The organism is Acinetobacter sp. P1332 (genome assembly GCF_044057475.1).
Lineage (GTDB): Bacteria > Pseudomonadota > Gammaproteobacteria > Pseudomonadales > Moraxellaceae > Acinetobacter > Acinetobacter johnsonii.
The window spans coordinates 2,305,752-2,322,508 of sequence record NZ_CP171157.1 but is presented as its reverse complement, the minus strand read 5'-3'; the positions used below and the strand labels follow the sequence as shown (position 1 = coordinate 2,322,508).

General features: G+C 41.4%; 15 protein-coding genes and 1 other RNA gene. 8 read left to right on the top strand and 8 right to left on the bottom strand.

Annotation, left to right across the window (positions count from 1 at the left end):
• Positions 1-107: 107 nt before the first annotated feature.
• Entirely contained in the window at positions 108-761 is a 654-nt protein-coding gene (locus tag ACFN7Z_RS11430) for a flagellar biosynthetic protein (RefSeq protein ID WP_010326313.1), read from the bottom strand.
• Positions 762-1,115: 354 nt separating this feature from the next.
• Between ACFN7Z_RS11430 and ACFN7Z_RS11425 the strand changes: the two genes are divergently transcribed.
• The 3 genes from ACFN7Z_RS11425 to ACFN7Z_RS11415 are packed head-to-tail and all read left to right on the top strand — an operon-like array spanning position 1,116 to position 4,983.
• Entirely contained in the window at positions 1,116-2,732 is a 1,617-nt protein-coding gene (locus tag ACFN7Z_RS11425) for an alkaline phosphatase (protein WP_010326315.1), read from the top strand.
• Between the two features lie 14 nt (positions 2,733-2,746).
• Complete coding sequence (locus ACFN7Z_RS11420; protein ID WP_010326316.1) at positions 2,747-4,258, top strand: alkaline phosphatase; 1,512 nt, start codon at positions 2,747-2,749, stop codon at positions 4,256-4,258.
• A gap of 35 nt (positions 4,259-4,293) precedes the next feature.
• A complete protein-coding gene (locus tag ACFN7Z_RS11415) occupies positions 4,294-4,983 on the top strand; it encodes a hypothetical protein (RefSeq protein WP_010326317.1) in 690 nt (229 codons plus the stop codon).
• A 73-nt stretch (positions 4,984-5,056) separates the two neighbouring features.
• Here ACFN7Z_RS11415 and ACFN7Z_RS11410 read toward each other — a convergent pair whose 3' ends face one another.
• Together ACFN7Z_RS11410 and ACFN7Z_RS11405 are read right to left on the bottom strand one after the other, a co-directional pair.
• Positions 5,057-6,058 (bottom strand): AraC family transcriptional regulator ligand-binding domain-containing protein, encoded by a 1,002-nt coding sequence (locus tag ACFN7Z_RS11410; protein WP_010326318.1) that lies wholly within the window; start codon positions 6,056-6,058, stop codon positions 5,057-5,059.
• Positions 6,055-6,981: a diguanylate cyclase domain-containing protein gene (locus tag ACFN7Z_RS11405; RefSeq protein ID WP_010326319.1), complete on the bottom strand. Its 927-nt coding sequence runs from the start codon at positions 6,979-6,981 to the stop codon at positions 6,055-6,057. Before ACFN7Z_RS11405 ends, ACFN7Z_RS11410 begins: the two co-directional genes overlap by 4 nt.
• Positions 6,982-7,305: 324 nt before the next feature.
• Here ACFN7Z_RS11405 and ACFN7Z_RS11400 point away from each other — a divergent pair, with 324 nt between their 5' ends.
• The 5 genes from ACFN7Z_RS11400 to ACFN7Z_RS11380 all read left to right on the top strand — a co-directional run bounded on the left by ACFN7Z_RS11400 (position 7,306) and on the right by ACFN7Z_RS11380 (position 13,849).
• Positions 7,306-9,792 (top strand): TonB-dependent receptor, encoded by a 2,487-nt coding sequence (locus tag ACFN7Z_RS11400; protein WP_010326320.1) that lies wholly within the window; start codon positions 7,306-7,308, stop codon positions 9,790-9,792.
• A gap of 79 nt (positions 9,793-9,871) precedes the next feature.
• Positions 9,872-11,836: a phytase gene (locus tag ACFN7Z_RS11395; protein ID WP_010326321.1), complete on the top strand. Its 1,965-nt coding sequence runs from the start codon at positions 9,872-9,874 to the stop codon at positions 11,834-11,836.
• Positions 11,837-11,930: 94 nt separating this feature from the next.
• Positions 11,931-12,629 (top strand): protein TolQ, encoded by a 699-nt coding sequence (gene tolQ, locus ACFN7Z_RS11390; RefSeq protein WP_004694253.1) that lies wholly within the window; start codon positions 11,931-11,933, stop codon positions 12,627-12,629.
• A gap of 12 nt (positions 12,630-12,641) precedes the next feature.
• Positions 12,642-13,088 (top strand): protein TolR, encoded by a 447-nt coding sequence (gene tolR / locus ACFN7Z_RS11385; RefSeq protein WP_010326322.1) that lies wholly within the window; start codon positions 12,642-12,644, stop codon positions 13,086-13,088.
• The gene (locus tag ACFN7Z_RS11380; protein WP_010326323.1) at positions 13,085-13,849 is read left to right on the top strand and encodes an energy transducer TonB; all 765 of its coding nucleotides are present in this window, start codon (positions 13,085-13,087) and stop codon (positions 13,847-13,849) included. Before tolR ends, ACFN7Z_RS11380 begins: the two co-directional genes overlap by 4 nt.
• A gap of 60 nt (positions 13,850-13,909) precedes the next feature.
• Here the strand turns inward: ACFN7Z_RS11380 and ACFN7Z_RS11375 are convergent, their stop codons facing one another.
• The 5 genes from ACFN7Z_RS11375 to ACFN7Z_RS11355 all read right to left on the bottom strand — a co-directional run bounded on the left by ACFN7Z_RS11375 (position 13,910) and on the right by ACFN7Z_RS11355 (position 16,706).
• On the bottom strand, positions 13,910-14,842 hold the full coding sequence (locus tag ACFN7Z_RS11375) for an IS5-like element ISAha1 family transposase (RefSeq protein WP_131230075.1): 933 nt from the start codon (positions 14,840-14,842) through the stop codon (positions 13,910-13,912).
• 27 nt (positions 14,843-14,869) lie between these two features.
• Complete coding sequence (locus tag ACFN7Z_RS11370; RefSeq protein WP_010326325.1) at positions 14,870-15,445, bottom strand: integrase arm-type DNA-binding domain-containing protein; 576 nt, start codon at positions 15,443-15,445, stop codon at positions 14,870-14,872.
• Positions 15,446-15,584: 139 nt separating this feature from the next.
• Positions 15,585-15,768: non-coding RNA, 6S RNA (gene ssrS / locus ACFN7Z_RS11365), on the bottom strand.
• Between the two features lie 99 nt (positions 15,769-15,867).
• On the bottom strand, positions 15,868-16,152 hold the full coding sequence (locus ACFN7Z_RS11360) for a cell division protein ZapA (RefSeq protein ID WP_004694243.1): 285 nt from the start codon (positions 16,150-16,152) through the stop codon (positions 15,868-15,870).
• Positions 16,153-16,154: 2 nt separating this feature from the next.
• On the bottom strand, positions 16,155-16,706 hold the full coding sequence (locus ACFN7Z_RS11355; protein WP_010326327.1) for a hypothetical protein: 552 nt from the start codon (positions 16,704-16,706) through the stop codon (positions 16,155-16,157).
• Positions 16,707-16,757: the final 51 nt, after the last annotated feature.

Sequence of the window (16,757 nt, the reverse complement as noted above, 5' to 3'; positions counted from 1 at the left end):
TGTGGTTAAAAAAACATGGGTCATTAAAGAATGGCCCAAGTTTTAACGTATAACATTCGTTAGCTTTTAAGGCCCTCTACATAGGGCTTTTTTTACTTTATAGCTATTTATGGATTTGCTTTTGGCAATGCAGAAATTAATTTAGACTCATAATCATCAAGTACCCCATCAATGTTTTCTACCCATTTCGTACCATTGGCAATTTGAGCTGATTTTGTCACCTTGCTATAAATGTGGAGAGGGGCTGTATTCAAGTCTTTCGCATTCACGACATTTGTATCTATTTCTGAGTGAATTTTGATTGACGCAAATCCAGGCTGGAACCATGACCAAAATTTATTAATTTTAATGGTGAGGATTAGATCGGCATTTGCTCGATTGGTTTCATTGTCTGTAATGACTTCATAACCTGATTGTTTAAGTGCATGAGTTGTGCGTTTTTGTAATAACTCAGACACGGTCTCTTTTTCTAAAAGAATATCGCCTAACGCTTTTCCGTAGCCATTTCTTTTACGCGCAACAGCTTTTGCTTTTTCTTCAGTAGTTGCTTTGGCTAAACCATCCTTTAAAGACGGAATATCAGGTGTGGTGGGTTTGTCTTGGAATGTTCTATTATCTTCGACCAGCGCGATAATTGCTTTCTTAGAACTCGGCACTTCTTGAGAGGATGCGGAAGTATTAGGCGTTGGAACTTGAATCAATCCGCGTGATGTCGCACAGCCTGAAAGAGTGGTTATTAAGAGCCCTATAGCAAGTAACATGGAAGAGCGTTTCATTTAAGATCCCCGAGAGTGGTGGTTATTGTAAAAAAGTGCATAAAGTTAATAAGATACGTTATAAAAAAGCTTAACTATTTCATTTTTAGCAGTAATTCAAAAGATTGGTTTGTAGAAGGCTGGGGGATTTTGATTGAATTTTACCAAAAAGTAAATAATAACCATTGTCAAATGAGAATAAAGACGTTAGATTGCGTTACAAATTTGATGGTTAATATTGATAATTGTAAAAAATGAAAAAGCGTTTCGAAAGTGAGTAAATTTATATTGATGCTTAAATGTCATCGGATTTAAATATCCGAAGTGTATGTTTCAGCCATCTTTAGATGGGTTGATGCAATGCTCGGTTTTCTTGAAAAATTCCAATTAAAAACAATCAGTGTGGCATATATAAGTTTGAATGCTTTATTTCTCTCCGCTTGTCAAAGTAGTGATTTAATGCAAGCTCAACCAACTCATGCAGTACAACTACTCAAACAACAAAAAGTCCAACAACCGAAACGTGTAGTGTTTTTCTTGGGTGATGGAATGGGCATGACTACACTTACCGCTTCCCGCATTTATGCTGTCGGTGAAGATGGTCAGTTAGCAATTGATCGGTTACCTGAGTCTGCCTTTGTTCGTACCTTTTCTGAAGATGCGCAAGTCACTGACAGTGCACCTTCGATGGGTGCGTACATGACCGGTGTGAAGATGAAAAATGAGGTGATCTCGATGCAGACAGGGACAATTGCAGTTGAACCTGATTCAGTAGGGAATAACCAGTGCGGGACTAACCCACAAAACAAAAATAAGCAAAACACACAGACTTTACTCGAATTAGCCAAAGCAAAGGGTTGGGGGACAGGGGTTGTGACCACGACGCGGATCACGCATGCCACACCAGCATCGACTTATGCGCATATTTGCCACCGTGATGCTGAAAATGATATTGCATCACAGCTGGTGCCGAGTTCAAAAGGGGATGCTTATCAAAGATATAACCCAAAACTCAAAGATGGAGTGGATGTGGTTTTAGGCGGCGGCAAGCGTCAATTTTTGCCTAAAGATGCAGACGGAGAGCGTACTGATGGGCGCAATCTAATTACCGAGATGCAAAAGGCAGGCTACCGCGTAGTTTTTGATGAAAACCAACTCTCCCAAGTGCAGCTGGCGAAAAATGAAAAATTATTGGGTTTATTTAATCACAGCCATTTAAATTACGACTTGGATCGCACCAAGAAAAACTTGGCAGAGCCGAGTCTCAAGCAAATGACGCTGTCTGCTTTAGACATCCTGACGCAAAATAAAAAAGGTTTTTTCCTGATGGTGGAGGGCGGGCGTATAGATCATGCGCTGCATGACACCAATGCCAAACGTGCTTTACAAGACACGATTGCCTTAAATGATGCTTTAGAAGCAACCATTCAAAAGCTTAAACAAAGTGATCCTGAACTTAAAAATACACTGATTGTAATCACAGCCGACCATGATCACACCTTGGTTTTAAATGGTTATGCCAAGCGTACAGGAAAATACGTCGAAGGTAAGGAAACCAGTGTGCTTGGATTGGTAAAAAACTATGATCAAGCGGGCTTTGCTCAAGATATTCATGGTCAACCTTATCCGATTATCGGTTTTGGTACGGGCAAAAAACGCCCCACTCAAAACCGTATGGATGACTTGGTACTGAACTTAAAAGACACTGATGTCTGTCATCCTGTACAAGGGCCAAAGGCACCACAAGGTGAAAAATATAGTTTCACCTATCCTTTGGCTGAAACGGGTTGGTGTACGGGCACTGCTGCGGATGATTTCCAACAAGAAGCTGTGATTCAAACGGGCTATAAAGATAAAGAAACGCATGGCGGTGCAGATGTGTTTTTAGGTGCGATTGGTCAGGGAGCCGATCAGTTCTCAGGTAGCCTTGAAAATATTGAGGTCAATCACCTCATTCGTAAGATCACAGGCTTATAGCAGAGGGATATCACATGAAACATACTTTAAAAACCATCCCATACATGATGCTTCTGCTTACAGCGTCGATTTCTTCAAGTGCTTTGTATGCTGCGGACACCACAGTTACACCGACGAAAAGCGTTATATTCTTTTTAGGCGATGGCATGGGACCAACCACAGTGACGGCAAGTCGTATTTATGCTGTGGGGGAAAATGGCAAACTGGCCATGGACAGCATGAAGCACGCAGCAAGGATTAAAACCTATTCTGAGGATGGTCAAACCACAGATAGCGCTCCCTCTATGGGCGCCTATATGACTGGGCAGAAAAATAAAAATGAAGTGATTGCCATGACAACAGGAACGGTTGCGGTCGAACCTGAAGAAGGAAAATTGCCGAATGGCAAAAGCTTAGCGAAAGCCATCAACCGTTGTCCAGAACAGGGCAGTAGTATGGTCGCAGGGATGCCTGCGTTAAGTATTTTAGAACTGGCAAAAAAGCAGGGTAAAGCGGTTGGCGTAGTGACGACGACCGAACTCACCCATGCCACACCTGCGGCAACCTATGCACATATCTGTCACCGTGATGCGCAATACGATATAGCGCTTCAAGCTGTTCCAAAAGGTAAAGCTTATAATCCAAACTTATTGGATGGCATTAATGTCCTTATGGGAGGCGGCTTAAATCATTGGACGCCTTATGATGCAGTCTCTAACCCCAAAGGGCGCTTGGATGGTCGTGATTTATTGGCAGAGTTTAAACAGCAGGGTTATCAAACCGTTTTAAGCCAAAGTGATTTGGCACAGACGGTCAATACTCAGAAAATTTTCGGCGTGTTCTCCACACAGTCGCATTTAAATTTTGATTTGGATCGACTCAAGAAGAATATAGAGACTGAACCGAGTCTGGCGGCGATGACCAGTAAAGCGATTGATGCACTGCAAGCACAGAGTCATGGACAAGGCTATTTCTTGATGGTTGAGGGTGGGCGTATTGACCATGCGCTACATGCCAATAATGCCAAACGGGCATTGCAGGAAACCAAGGCATTTAATGATGCAATTCAAACTGCACTGGATAAAGTGGATTTGAGCAATACCTTGATTGTAGTGACGGCAGACCATGACCATGTGATGACCTTTAATGGTTATGCCGCACGAACGGGTCAAACGACGGAAACTAATCCAGGTATTTTGGGGCTGAGCTATGACTATAATATTGCAAAAGAGCAAAATGCTTACAGCAAAGTGCTGGCTGATGGCCAAGTACATAATCCATACCGCGATGTAAATGGGGCAACAGGAACGACGCTTGTTTTTGGAAATGGTACGGGTAAACGTTTAGATATTCGTGACAGTATTAGCAACGAGCAAGCCTTTGCTGACGACTATAAACAAGAAGTCGGGGTACAACTGACGAAAAGCGAAACACATGGCGGCGGAGATGTGATGCTGTTTGCTGAAGGAAAGAATTCAAATCTATTCAAAGGCACACAAGAAAATACATGGGTATTTGAGCAATTGAAAAAGGCGTTTGGATTCTAATGGATACAAGATTTATACGGCCGTTCAAATTCAAAATGAAATTCTTAGCATTGTCTTTCAGTTTGCTCAGTCCATGGGTATGGTCGGCCGATGAATATCGTATTGATTATCAGATTGAACGGTTGGATGCCAATGGGGTCACGACCATTCAAAAATACAGTGAGAAAATAATTCGAGATGAGCAAAATATTTGGATTGAACGTTTAAACACACAAACGCATGCTGACGAAGCCCAGATACATAGCAACACTCATGTGTCTGCCAAAACAGACACCCATGAGCATGTGAGTTTTGACAGTGCAATTCAGTGGATGCAGCGCAAAGATGTAGTCGGGCAAGCAAACGTAGAAAGTCCGTTTCAGCGTTTTTATATTTTGCCAGATGAAAAAATGCGGGTGCAATTGCAGGATGTCGATCAAGAAATGCTAGGGATGAAAAACTGTTGGCGCTGTGAATATAGTTTGATTCATCCTGACATTTTAAAGCGAGCACAATTGATTCAACGTGATTCGAAGTTAGCGCATTATCAAATACGCAGTGCTGGGCAAACGTTGAATATTATATGGAGTGAACAGGATCAACTGGTTCAAAAATATGAATTGCTCAAACCGACCTCAGGCTATGCCAAAACCTTTACCGTGCGCAAAATTGGCCAACATGTTGCTACACCTTGGACACAAACAGAAAAATACAGCGAACGTGACTATGCGGACTTTAGTGATTAGCCGATGAGTTTTTGACTTTTAATTTCGACGTTACAATAGAAATACCCGTGATTTTTTTGGGAAAAATAAGCGCTTAGGACTGTGCCGCTTGTACGGTTAAACCACTCCACCGCTTAAACGCACGTCGAAAATTAGTGGCATCGTTAATTTGTAAATACTGAGAAATCTGTTCAGTTTTAAAACCATGTACACGATATAAAATGATGGCAGTATGCAAACGACTTTGATCGAGTTGCGCTTGAAAATGGGTCTGATGCTTTTTCAGTTTACGTTTTAAGGTGGCAGAACTCATTTGAAAATAGTCAGCGGTTTGTTCAAGTTGAATATTATTTTGAATATTCTGCATTAAATATTGGTGCAAACTGAGCAAAAAACTCTGTTGAATATTTTGAGCTGTCATTTCTTTCAGCGCATATTGATAACTGATTGAAGCTAAGGTCGAAGAGGCATTGGGAAGTTTTTCATAAATCAAATCGCGAGGTAGGCTCATCATGTTGATCGGGCGATTAAACTCTAAAGCACTGCCTAAATGTGTCCAATATTGTTCAATATAATCCGGTTCAGAAAAATTAAACTCGAATTTCCACGCTAATTTGGCTTGGTACAGTTGACGGCTAAACGCTTGTATTGCACTCATTGCACTTTCGATTAAAAAGCGATTTTCAAGCTTGTTTTCATCTAACCAATAAATATGAATATGGCTTTGACTATACATGAGTCGAGGGCATAACCATGGTGAAACGGACGCGGAAAATTCTAAATAACGGCTAAGTGCCTCATCGAAGGTCGATGCATAAAGCATGGATTTAATGGCGTCATTAAAGGGAGTGGTTAAACTGCGCTGACCAAATAAGAAACTGATGTCCTGATTGCGAAAACACTGTTCAGCATTTTTTAAAACCTGTTGTAACTGTTGTTGACTAATTAGTTTTTGCCCCGAAAAGATATCTTCTAAGAAAATACTGCTGCCACTGAGCAGGACGTGATGTTCGACTTCATGACTCGCTGCCAAATCAATTAAAATAGACAATTGATGATGCGCAGGAATGTAGCTGTAGTCGCATTCAAAGCTCATACCATGACTCGCTTCGGTGAGTAGTACTGCTTCACTTGGAGCAATTGCTGATTTAAGGCACTCAAGAGTTGTTGGACAGTTTGGTATTGTCCGACAGCGCAGCAGGTCGTGAGTGCTTTTAGAGGAATGTGCACGGACAGATCACGTTGATAATAAGCACTGACCATAAGCATGCGTTCAAGTTGAGCAGCCATTTTTTCAGCCTGTTGTAGCTTAGTCTCTGGTAACAACATAATAAAACGATCTCCTGCGAAGCGGCAGAGCAGGTCTTGTGGTCGTAAGTTTAAGCTAATCAATTGTGAAACATGCTGTAAAATAGATGTGCCTTCATCAAAGCCATGTGTTTGATTAATCTGATTAAAATTATGCATATCTAGCAGTATGACGGACATGTCGCTGGGTTCATGCAAGTTTTGCTCGATTGCGGCTTTGAGCTGTGTTTTAAAATAATGAGCATCGGCCAAAGGGGTGAGTGCATCGAATAAGCGATGATCCCGATAAATGCGTTCTCTTTTTTGCATGTGTTTAGAAATCGCCAGTTCTTCTTGATGCCAAAAATAAATCCCGATGGTAAATAGACACAGTCCAATTGGAAAAGGAATGGACTCAAGCCATGCATCCCACATGATTTCTTTAGGCAGGCGAATAAACTCATCTAAGCTGTCCATCCACATGTGGAAAAAAATAAAACACAGTCCATAAAAGATATAGTTGGTTACACGGCCCAAAGGACGGCTTTTAATAATAAAGAAAATCCAAATACCAATAAAAACAGTTGCTCCCCCTTCACCTAAAATATCGACCCAGTTCCATTCAGCAAATGACTTGCTCTGCCCAAGTAAGATAAACAACCAAAGGGATAAGCTACAGGCAGTCGCTACACATAATAAAGGCCAGCGGTAGTAAGCAAAGTATTTAGGCATAGCATTTTTTGAAATGATTTATTTTCGCCCAAGCTAAACAGATTTAGATGACAGTTTGATGGCAATGGCTAGGGTCAAAATAGATCAGGGTATTTTTGATTTTTGAGAATAAAAATGCTGAAAAACCCTATCTTTGAGGGGAATATGCATCATTCTGTATGCTCAGTATTTTCTCTATACAGATCAAATTAGCTCACTTTTTACTGAAAAAGGCCAAAAACAAATAAAAAGGGCAGATCGTAAAAGGCACTGTCACATCATGTTCACATTCAATTTCTATTGTGCGTTCAAACCATGCCACTTTGGCTTGAGGGGAAGAACATAATGCAAAATAATCAGAGCCGTTTCATGAAACATAAGCGTGCGGGTTTTCAGCTCAGCACATTGGTCCTGTCAATGCTGAGCATGACGCATCTACATGCCGAAGATAACACGGTGGAATATGTACAGGTCATTGGTCAAGCTGCAAGTATGGATAAAGCACTCAAAGAACAAAAACGTGCCGACCAAATCAGCAGTGTGGTACATGCCGATGGCATTGGACAATTACCCGATGACAATGCCGCAGAAGCGTTGCAACGGATACCAGGTGTATCTACAGAGCGTGACCAAGGCGAAGGACGTTTTGTTTCCGTTCGTGGTTTAGGCGCTGACTTAAATGCAGTAACCATCAATGGTACTTTGGTTCCTGCACCTGAAAGCGATCGCCGTGGCGTAGCATTGGATGTCTTACCTTCAGAGCTAGTACAGTCATTGGCTGTGGTGAAAACGCTGACACCAGACATGGATGCCAACTCATTAGGTGGTACGGTGCAGGTTGAAAGTTTATCGGCTTTTGACCATGACGGTTTGTTTTATACGGGAACGGTTGAAGGTGGTTATGATGAAAAACGGGAAAAATATAGCCCTAAAGCATCTGGTGCTCTCAGTAATCGTTTCAGTGTTGGTGAGGGGCAAGACAACCTTGGGGTGGCACTGGCACTGAGTTATCAAAACCGAAAATTTGGCTCGGACAATGTTGAAACGGGTGGGGCTTGGGATGGTGACGCACTTGAAGAAACCGCAATGCGTCAATATGACATCGAGCGTGAGCGCATTGGTGCGGGTTTAAACTTTGATTACCGTCCGAATGACACAGGCGAATACTATTTAAGAACTTTATATAGTCGCTTTAAAGACACTGAATCACGTCAGGAAGTGGCGGCTGAATTTTCTGATCCACAACTTGCAGGCCAGCGTGGTGATGCAGAAGTGACTCGTTCACTGAAGAGCCGTGAAGAAACACAAGAAATACAGTCTTTTGTCCTCGGTGGTAAGCAAGGTTTTGGCACGTGGACGGTGGAAGGTCAGCTCGGTTATAGCGAAGCATCGGAGGAAAATCCAGGGGGAATTTCGGGGGCAAAATACCAAGGTGATTTTAGTAATGTTGGATTTAATAGTACGCAAAAACCTGTAATTACGGCAGACCAAGATTTTTATGATGCGGCCAACTATGAGTTAGATTCGGTGTCGTGGGAAAAATCTAAAACCACCGATAAAGAATACAACGGTAAATTAGACTTTTTGAAAGACTATATGCTGGGGAATTATGCTGCTGCATTGAAGTTCGGCGGAAAAATCAGCCAACGTGAAAAAACCAACAATACCGATGAATGGAAATATGAAGATCTCAGTACGTCAAGTTCAGATTTCAATTCAAACAGCCATTATGAACTGGGTCAGTTTGGTCCAACCATTAATAAAAACGCTATTAAAGATAAAATCAGTGGATTAAATCCAAATGATTATGTGGTTGCTGACGGTTCAATCATTAATGACTTTAAGTCGAATGAAGACATACAAGCGGCTTATGTCATGAATACCGTTGATTTGGATCAACTGCGTGTGATTGCAGGCTTACGTTATGAAAATACCAACTTTGAAGCACGTGGTTTTGAGTTCAACGATGATGTGATCACTGCGACTAAATATAAAAATGACTATGATCATTGGTTGCCAAGCCTACATTTACGTTATCAATTGGCCGATAACGCTTACCTCCGTGCCGCTTGGACCAATAGTGTGGTACGTCCGAACTTTGCGCAAAGTGCACCAGGTGTCTATATCGATGGTGATGAAGCTGAGTTTGGTAACCCAATGTTAAAGCCTTTAGAGTCTTCTAACTTTGATCTGGGTGTAGAAAAGTATTTTGGCAAAGCCAGTATGGTGGGTTTCTACGCATTTTATAAAGATATCGATAACTTTATTTATAACACCAATATTGCAGGAACAGGGCAATGGGCTGACTTTGATGAAGCTATTACCTATAAAAATGGTAATGAAGCAAAACTGTACGGGATGGAGTTTGCCTACTCACAAAAGTTTGACCATCTAGGAGCGCCTTGGAATGGTTTCTTGCTGGGCTTTAATACGACCTTTAGTAAGTCAGAAGCAGATATTGATTCGATGAAAGATGGCGAACTTCTGAGCCGTCGTATTCATTTACCAAACCAGTCGGATGTGGTAGGCAATGCCATGATTGGTTGGGAAAATGAGCGTTTCGGCGTACGTTTGTCTGCAAACTATAAGTCTAGCTATTTATATGAGTTAGGTGATATTGATACGCCTGAAAAAGATACTTATACCGATGAGCAAGTCTTTCTCGACTTTAGTAGTCATCTGAATTTGTCAAAAAATTTACAATTAAAGTTTGATGTACAAAACATCACCGATGAGCACTATTACAACTACGCAGGTGCGAAGGCTTACAACGCGCAGTATGAAGAATATGGCCCAGCCTATAAGCTTGCTCTGACTTACACCCATTTTTAAATTTCACTAAATAAACGCTCAGGTTTTCTTTGTTGAGAAGAAAACCTCGAGATATGGTTGCCCAAATTTGAGTAATTTTATGAATTTTTCAAGCTTTAAATTGTCTGTTTTAACAAGTTGCATAGTGTTACTGACAGCATGTAGTCAGCATGGTGTTTCTCCATCTCCTGTAAGCTCACAACCATTAACGGTGGATCAGCCAACAGCAGAAAAGCTCCAATTACGCGAAGTTGATACAAATGAAGCTAAAACTGAAGATGTGCAATGGTTGAGCTTAAGTACATGGCCAGAAGTGACAGCTCTATTGAGCAGTAAGAATAAAGGTCTTCAGTTTTTAGATGATGAACAAAATGTATTGCATCACATTCAAGGGCAGTTTGGACGTTTTGATTACCGGATTGGTTCGGAGCGTTTATTGATTGCTGCATCGAATTTGCAACAACAGCAAATTCAACTGATGAGCATGAACTTAAAAAATAAAGTATGGGACAAAGCCAGCTTTATTCCAAAGCGTTCATTTAAGTCCGAAGATGTTTGTCTATACACCGATGCTCAAGGCTTGAGTTTTGCCTTTTTAGTCGGTGAAGAAGGGATAGGTGAGCAGTGGCTTGTGGCGAATCGTGAAAAAGCATTGGCCCTGCCGCAGTTGGTACGTCGTTTAAGTTTTCCACCTGCAAGTACTGTTTGCAAGGTGAATGATACTAGTGCAGAACTCTTAATCAATGAAGAAAATGTCGGTGTTTGGGTCTATCCTGCCCATTCTGAAGCAGATATGGTGCGCCAAGCAGTCGATTTGGTAAAACCGTTTGGCTCGATTCAAGGGACACCATCCGCAATTAGCATTGTGGATGATCACATTGCGGTGCTTGATGAAGAAAAACCACTGCTTTATCGTTATCAAAAACAAGACAAGCATTGGAACATCCTAGAACCATTACAGCTGAGTGGTTTAAAGGAGGCGGAAAGTCTGAGTATTCGCGGAAATTTAACCGATAAATCTCTACTGATTTTAGATGATAAAACGGTGAAAGCAGCCGATGTTGAATGGGAAACTCAGACCCAGACCAAAGCTCAAAGTATCATCACTATCCCTGCAGAAGTGCAGACAGAGGGTGTGCCAAGTACAGGTGATGCGGCTGATGATCCTGCTATTTGGCACAATGCCACACAGCCGAGTCAATCCCGTATTTTAGCGACAGATAAACAAGGCGGCTTACAAGTCAATGACCTACAAGGTAAAGCTGTACAGTATTTGCCAGTCGGGAGACTCAATAATGTCGATGTACGCCATGGCTTTAAGTGGGGTAATCAAACGGTTGATTTGGCTGTGGCATCGAACCGAGACCACAACAGCTTACATGTATTTGCGATTCAACCAAAAACAGGCAGGGTCTTTGTGCTTGGTGAGTTACCAACGACTTTAGATGACATCTACGGCATTTGTATGTATCGCGATGCTCAAGGTGAAATCTATGCCATTCCAAACGATAAAAACGGGACTTTTGTTCAATACCACATTACCGCTACGCAGCAAAAATTAAGGGCTGAAGAAGTACAACGTTTTTCAGTTAAAACCCAACCTGAAGGCTGTGTCGTAGACGACGCCACAGGACGTATTTTCTTGGGTGAAGAAGATGTCGCGGTGTGGGTAAAAGATCTCAATCCAAAAACTCAGCTCCCTATGCAGCAGGTGATAGGTGTAGGAGAGGTGATGCATGATGACATTGAGGGAATGGGACTTTATCACGGTAAAAAGCAAAGTTATTTGGTAGTTTCAAGCCAAGGCAATGACAGCTTTGTGGTGCTTGATGCCGCAGCACCTTATACGGTTCGTGGCGCATTTCGTGTAGGCATCAATATCGACAAAGGCATTGACGCTGTGTCTGAAACAGATGGACTAGATGTGAGTTCCCTAAATTTTGGTGGCAAATGGAAGCAAGGCATGTTGGTGGTGCAAGATGGACGTAAACGGATGCCTGAAACCAATCAGAACTTTAAATATGTGCCATGGGAAAAAATCGCTCAAGCCCTGCATTTAGACTAAATAGCGCTTTAGTACATAGGCTGGGGCAAAGAGTCACAGCCCATTTTAAAAATATACATGTACTGCACCATGCAGTAAAAAATTGGAGTGCGTTATGCAAGCAACAATGGATCAAATGTCGGTTTGGATGTTGATTAGCCATGCCAGTGTGTTGGTGAAAGTAGTGATGTTGATTTTGGTTTTATCCTCAGTAGTAAGTTGGTATTTAATCGTGCGTCACGGTATGTTACTTCGTGGACAAGAGCAGCTTTGGAACCGCTTTTTAAAGAATTTTAGACAGCAAAAAGATCTCAATCTTTTACAGCAAGATTACCAACAGCCTGAACAACAGAAAGGCGTAGTCAGCATTTTTCAACATGGGGTGGATGAATACCATCAATTGATCAAAGATGAGCAACTCACTACAAGTGATGTGATTGATGGGGTAGAACGTCGTTTGCTCAGCAGCATCAGTGAAGAAGAAGAAAAGCTTCAGCAAAATCTGACCTTTCTTGCAACAGTCGGTTCAGTCAGCCCGTATATAGGCTTATTTGGAACGGTCTGGGGCATTATGAATGCGTTTATTGGACTGTCTGCCGTTGAACAGGCAACCCTCAATACAGTTGCACCTGGAATTGCAGAAGCGCTGATTGCAACAGCCATTGGTTTATTTGCCGCTATTCCTGCGGTAGTCGCGTATAACCGCTTTTCGGCACGTGCTGACAAGCTTTCCAGTCGTTATTACGGTTTTGCCAATGAGTTGCAAACGCGTATTTATCGTTTGTTGGGGCACACTGAGCGCGCTTCGCGTTAAGGAGCAACAGCCATGATTAAGCGTCCTCAAAAATTAAAACTCAATGCTGAAATGAATGTGGTTCCTTATATTGATGTCATGTTGGTGCTATTGGTGATTTTTATGGTGACTGCACCGATGTTGACACAAGGCATTCAAATTGATTTGCCTAAAGTGGATGCCAATGTCATGCCCGCGTCACAACAGCAGCGTATTGTGACCTTATCTATTCAAGCCAATGGTCAGTATTACTGGAATATTGGTTCGGAAGTGAATACTGAGAAAGTCACGGATCAGGCCATTGATTTAGCCAGTATGCAACAAAAGCTCGTTCCGATTATTCAAAAAGATAAAAGCCTACAGTTTTATGTGCGTGCCGATCAGGATGCCGATTATCAACTGGTTGCACAGGCCATAGCATCCTTGCAAAAAAGTGGGGTAACGAACTTGGGGCTAGTGACAGAGGAACCACAATCATGATGGCAACCGTTTCCAAAATTAGGTTTCGTGATCAAGGTCTAGCGCTTTCGGTCACGGCTGGATTGCATATTGCGCTAATTGCATGGTTATGTACGGTTGAGATGCATGAAACATTGGTGGAACCTAAGCCGAAAACCATTCAATTACAATTTGTGCAAATACCACCTCCTGCCAAACAGCAACCACAACCTAAAAAGCCTGAACTGATAGTCGAAGAAAAACTGCTACATGAGCCTGTCCCAAAAAAACAGATTGTGAAACCTGCTGAAGTTCAACCGAAAACCACCAAGAAGTTTGTAGAATCACAGAGCAACAAAATTGTACCTACAGCGGCTAAACCGACACAGCAAGTCATGACAGAAAAGCAAACGGCAGCAGCTGAATCTCAGAAAACAGTAGATACGCAGTCTAAAGCGGATATACCAACTCAGACAAAGACCCAGAAATCAGTAGAACCCAAAGCACAAACTCATCCTGAAACATTTGATGTTAAAAATTATCAACCTGTTGCAAAAATAGCACCAGCCTATCCTGAACAAGCTTTGGATCGTAAACTTGAGGGGGATTGCACAGTGATGTATAGCGTAAATGAAAAAGGACGGGTAGAAAATCCTAAAGCACAAGGCGATTGTCATCCGATGTTTGTACGACCTTCGATTCAGGCTGCACTCACTTTTAAATATCAGCCTCGTCTCGTCGATGGCAAACCGACCAGTGTGTCGAATGTTAAAAATACCTTCCAATATCGTATTGAAAGTTAATTTTATGTGGCTTTGTTGCACAAACATTCAAAAGCTAAACTTCTTCCAAGTTATCTAAATTTAAGTGGCAACTTGGGTGTGAGGTCGACCTAAATCTGTAAATTTATTTAATACGGCCACACGTGCATGAATCTCATTGACTTGGCTTTGAAAGTTTCTCGCACGGAGTTTATCGCCTAATAATTTGATGCAATGCATCTTGGTTTCTATCAGACTTCTGCGATGATAGCCTGACCAATTTTTCCATATTGTTCTTCCTAAACGTTTAACTGTTCGAAGTAATTCATTTCGCTCTAGCGAGCTGGTCTTTGTATCTTTCCAAGGTTTCGCATTTTTTCTTGGCGGAATCACCGCATGTGCTTGTCGGTCTGCAATTACTTGACGGCATTGCTTGGTGTCATAAGCCCCATCAGTATAGACAGAGTCAATCTGCTCATCTTGTGGAATCTGATCGAGTAAATCACCAAGCACTTGTGAATCACTCACATTATTTGTAGTGAGTTGAATAGCGCGTATTTGAAGGGTTTCAGCATCTATACCAATATGAAGTTTACGCCATTGGCGACGATATTCAGGTTGGTGTTTCTTACGCTTCCATTCACCTTCGCCTAGAAACTTTAAGCCAGTAGAATCGACGAGTAGCTGGAGACCATTACTGCTTTTTTGATAGTTAATTGCAATATCAATATGCTTTTGTCTTCTGCAGATGGTGGAATAGTCTGGTGCTGTCCAATCTAATCTACAAAGATGAATGAGATTTTGCACAAAGCCAGTGACCATGCGTAAAGAAAGACGAAATAAGGATTTGATCATTAAACAGCATTGGATGGCTGTATCTGAATAAGTTTGATTTCGACCATGTTTACCTTTGGGTTGAGCGTACCATTGAGTCTTGGGATCAAACCAAATTGAGAGATTTCCTCGATTTATTAATGCACTGTTATAAGAAGACCAATTGGTTGTATGATAGATTTTAGGTGTGGGCTTATTCATTTGAGAATTATATTGTGGAATAAGCCTTTAGAGATAGGTTTGTGCAACAAAGCCCTTTTCAACTACCATTTCCATGGTTATATCTGTAATTTTTAAATGATGCCAATCTTTTAAATACAGATTCATATCTCTGTCATATACAGCGACTGTATTGGGTTTTAGCTCTGATTTAGATTCAATATAGTGTTTATGAGCATTTAACACAGTCGGAATTTGCCGATGATTATGACGTTCCTGAGAAGCTTTTTGACGTAGCTGTTCTTTTTTGTCATTAGGGTTTATCCCTTGGGACATCTCTAGAAGGTACTCGGTAGCTTTTTGCCTTGCTGTTTCAGGTGTATAAAGACCATGATCACCGATGGTTACACGACAAGGAGCGCCACTTGGCATCTTTTTCTCAACGGTATATACCAGAGAATGGCGAGTGGCCCTGATAGCAAAGCCAATAAGTTTAAGGTCACGAAAGAAGATTTGTTTACCCGTGGGAATATCAAAACAATATGATTTTGATTCTTTTAATGAATCTTCCGCGTTTGGATCTGACAGTTGTTTAATCAGGTTTTTAACAAACGAGAGGGTAATAATTACTTTCTTATTAGACATTTTCATTTCCTAACAGCACTAGCTGAATTAGTGATTAGATCTTTGGTATACATGGAGTATACAAAGGGCTAGAAAATGAAAATTAATTTGATAGAGAATTTAGAAATTTTGTTCATGATTATTAAAAAACAATCACTTAAAGTACTCCGAAGATGCCGCTGCATGTGTCGTTACCCTGAACCCGATGAGTTCAAGGTGGACGCGACGTATACTTGCTGGGTTTCCCACATGAAAGTGGGCATACACTCTAAATATACAGAACACATCCATAAGTTTAAGTATCGGCAGGGGAATAGACCCGCTGGCGAACACCTCAGAGTTGCCTTAAGTATAACGAATCTCACGCTGATGGCAACTCATACACCGCTACGAACTGTAAACAACTGGAGTAAGTGTTGATACTTTATTCAATTCAGTCGAGTTTAAACAAGTTCCGCAACGTCATCGATAATATTTGCCAGTAATCGTTCTGCGTGTGCATACTCTTGCAGTGTTTTATTCATCGACAATACTTCTTGCATTAACTCTAGTGCCACCATAATGATAATTTTACTGGGTTCTACCCGTGGCGCTTTACGGCGAAACTCATCATATTTATCATTTAAAAGCAGAGCTGCACGTTCAAGGTCGGCTTTTTCTTTTTCCGTTGTGACTAAACGAAAGCTATGACCTAAGACACGTAATTCAACGGTAATTGGTTCGCTCATGATTAAACTTCCTCGCCAGCTTCAGTAGGGTGGGCAAGTTGTTGAATTTCTTGCGCGTGATGATCTTGCTCTGTGCCTAAAACAGCCAAACGTTGGATGATGGCTTCGACTTTAGCTTTGGCATGCTCATTTTTTTGTAACAATCTTTCACGTTCTTGCTGAAGTGCTTGGATTTCTTGCTGAGCTTGCCGCTGATCATTGTTCATTTTTTCTTTAATTGCACGTAATTCATTACGTTCAGCCAAGATTTCCTGAAAGCGATTTTTTAAATCCGTACAACTTTTTTCCAAACGACTATAACGATCGGCCAAAGCAGTCGCATCAGTGTTTAAGTGTTGATATTGGGTCTGAGCGCTGCTTAATTGCTCAGTTAAATCATCAATTTGTTCTTGCTTCTGGGTAATTAAGCCATTTTTTTGCACAACTTGAGAACGGTGCTGTTCTTCAGCATCCAGTTTAGCTGCATTTAAAGTGCTATTTTCACTTTCAAAATGAGCAAGTCGCGTTTTTAAAACGCCAATATGCGCCTGTAGACGCTGTAATTCTTCTAACATATCGTGGTCGCACAGTGCTGCAAACAAAGGTAATATATAAGAAGTATAGAG

Bases quoted from the DNA above. Each gene is read 5' to 3' on its own strand.
- ACFN7Z_RS11370 (WP_010326325.1), bottom strand. From the start codon at position 15,445: ATGTCTAATAAGAAAGTAATTATTACCCTCTCGTTTGTTAAAAACCTG.
- ACFN7Z_RS11425 (WP_010326315.1), top strand. From the start codon at position 1,116: ATGCTCGGTTTTCTTGAAAAATTCCAATTAAAAACAATCAGTGTGGCA.
- tolR (WP_010326322.1), top strand. From the start codon at position 12,642: ATGATTAAGCGTCCTCAAAAATTAAAACTCAATGCTGAAATGAATGTG.
- ACFN7Z_RS11380 (WP_010326323.1), top strand. From the start codon at position 13,085: ATGATGGCAACCGTTTCCAAAATTAGGTTTCGTGATCAAGGTCTAGCG.
- ACFN7Z_RS11405 (WP_010326319.1), bottom strand. From the start codon at position 6,981: ATGCCTAAATACTTTGCTTACTACCGCTGGCCTTTATTATGTGTAGCG.
- ACFN7Z_RS11410 (WP_010326318.1), bottom strand. From the start codon at position 6,058: ATGAGCTTTGAATGCGACTACAGCTACATTCCTGCGCATCATCAATTG.
- ACFN7Z_RS11375 (WP_131230075.1), bottom strand. From the start codon at position 14,842: ATGAATAAGCCCACACCTAAAATCTATCATACAACCAATTGGTCTTCT.
- ACFN7Z_RS11430 (WP_010326313.1), bottom strand. From the start codon at position 761: ATGTTACTTGCTATAGGGCTCTTAATAACCACTCTTTCAGGCTGTGCG.
- ACFN7Z_RS11420 (WP_010326316.1), top strand. From the start codon at position 2,747: ATGAAACATACTTTAAAAACCATCCCATACATGATGCTTCTGCTTACA.
- ACFN7Z_RS11355 (WP_010326327.1), bottom strand. From the start codon at position 16,706: ATGTTAGAAGAATTACAGCGTCTACAGGCGCATATTGGCGTTTTAAAA.
- ACFN7Z_RS11415 (WP_010326317.1), top strand. From the start codon at position 4,294: ATGAAATTCTTAGCATTGTCTTTCAGTTTGCTCAGTCCATGGGTATGG.
- ACFN7Z_RS11400 (WP_010326320.1), top strand. From the start codon at position 7,306: ATGCAAAATAATCAGAGCCGTTTCATGAAACATAAGCGTGCGGGTTTT.
- tolQ (WP_004694253.1), top strand. From the start codon at position 11,931: ATGCAAGCAACAATGGATCAAATGTCGGTTTGGATGTTGATTAGCCAT.
- ACFN7Z_RS11360 (WP_004694243.1), bottom strand. From the start codon at position 16,152: ATGAGCGAACCAATTACCGTTGAATTACGTGTCTTAGGTCATAGCTTT.
- ACFN7Z_RS11395 (WP_010326321.1), top strand. From the start codon at position 9,872: ATGAATTTTTCAAGCTTTAAATTGTCTGTTTTAACAAGTTGCATAGTG.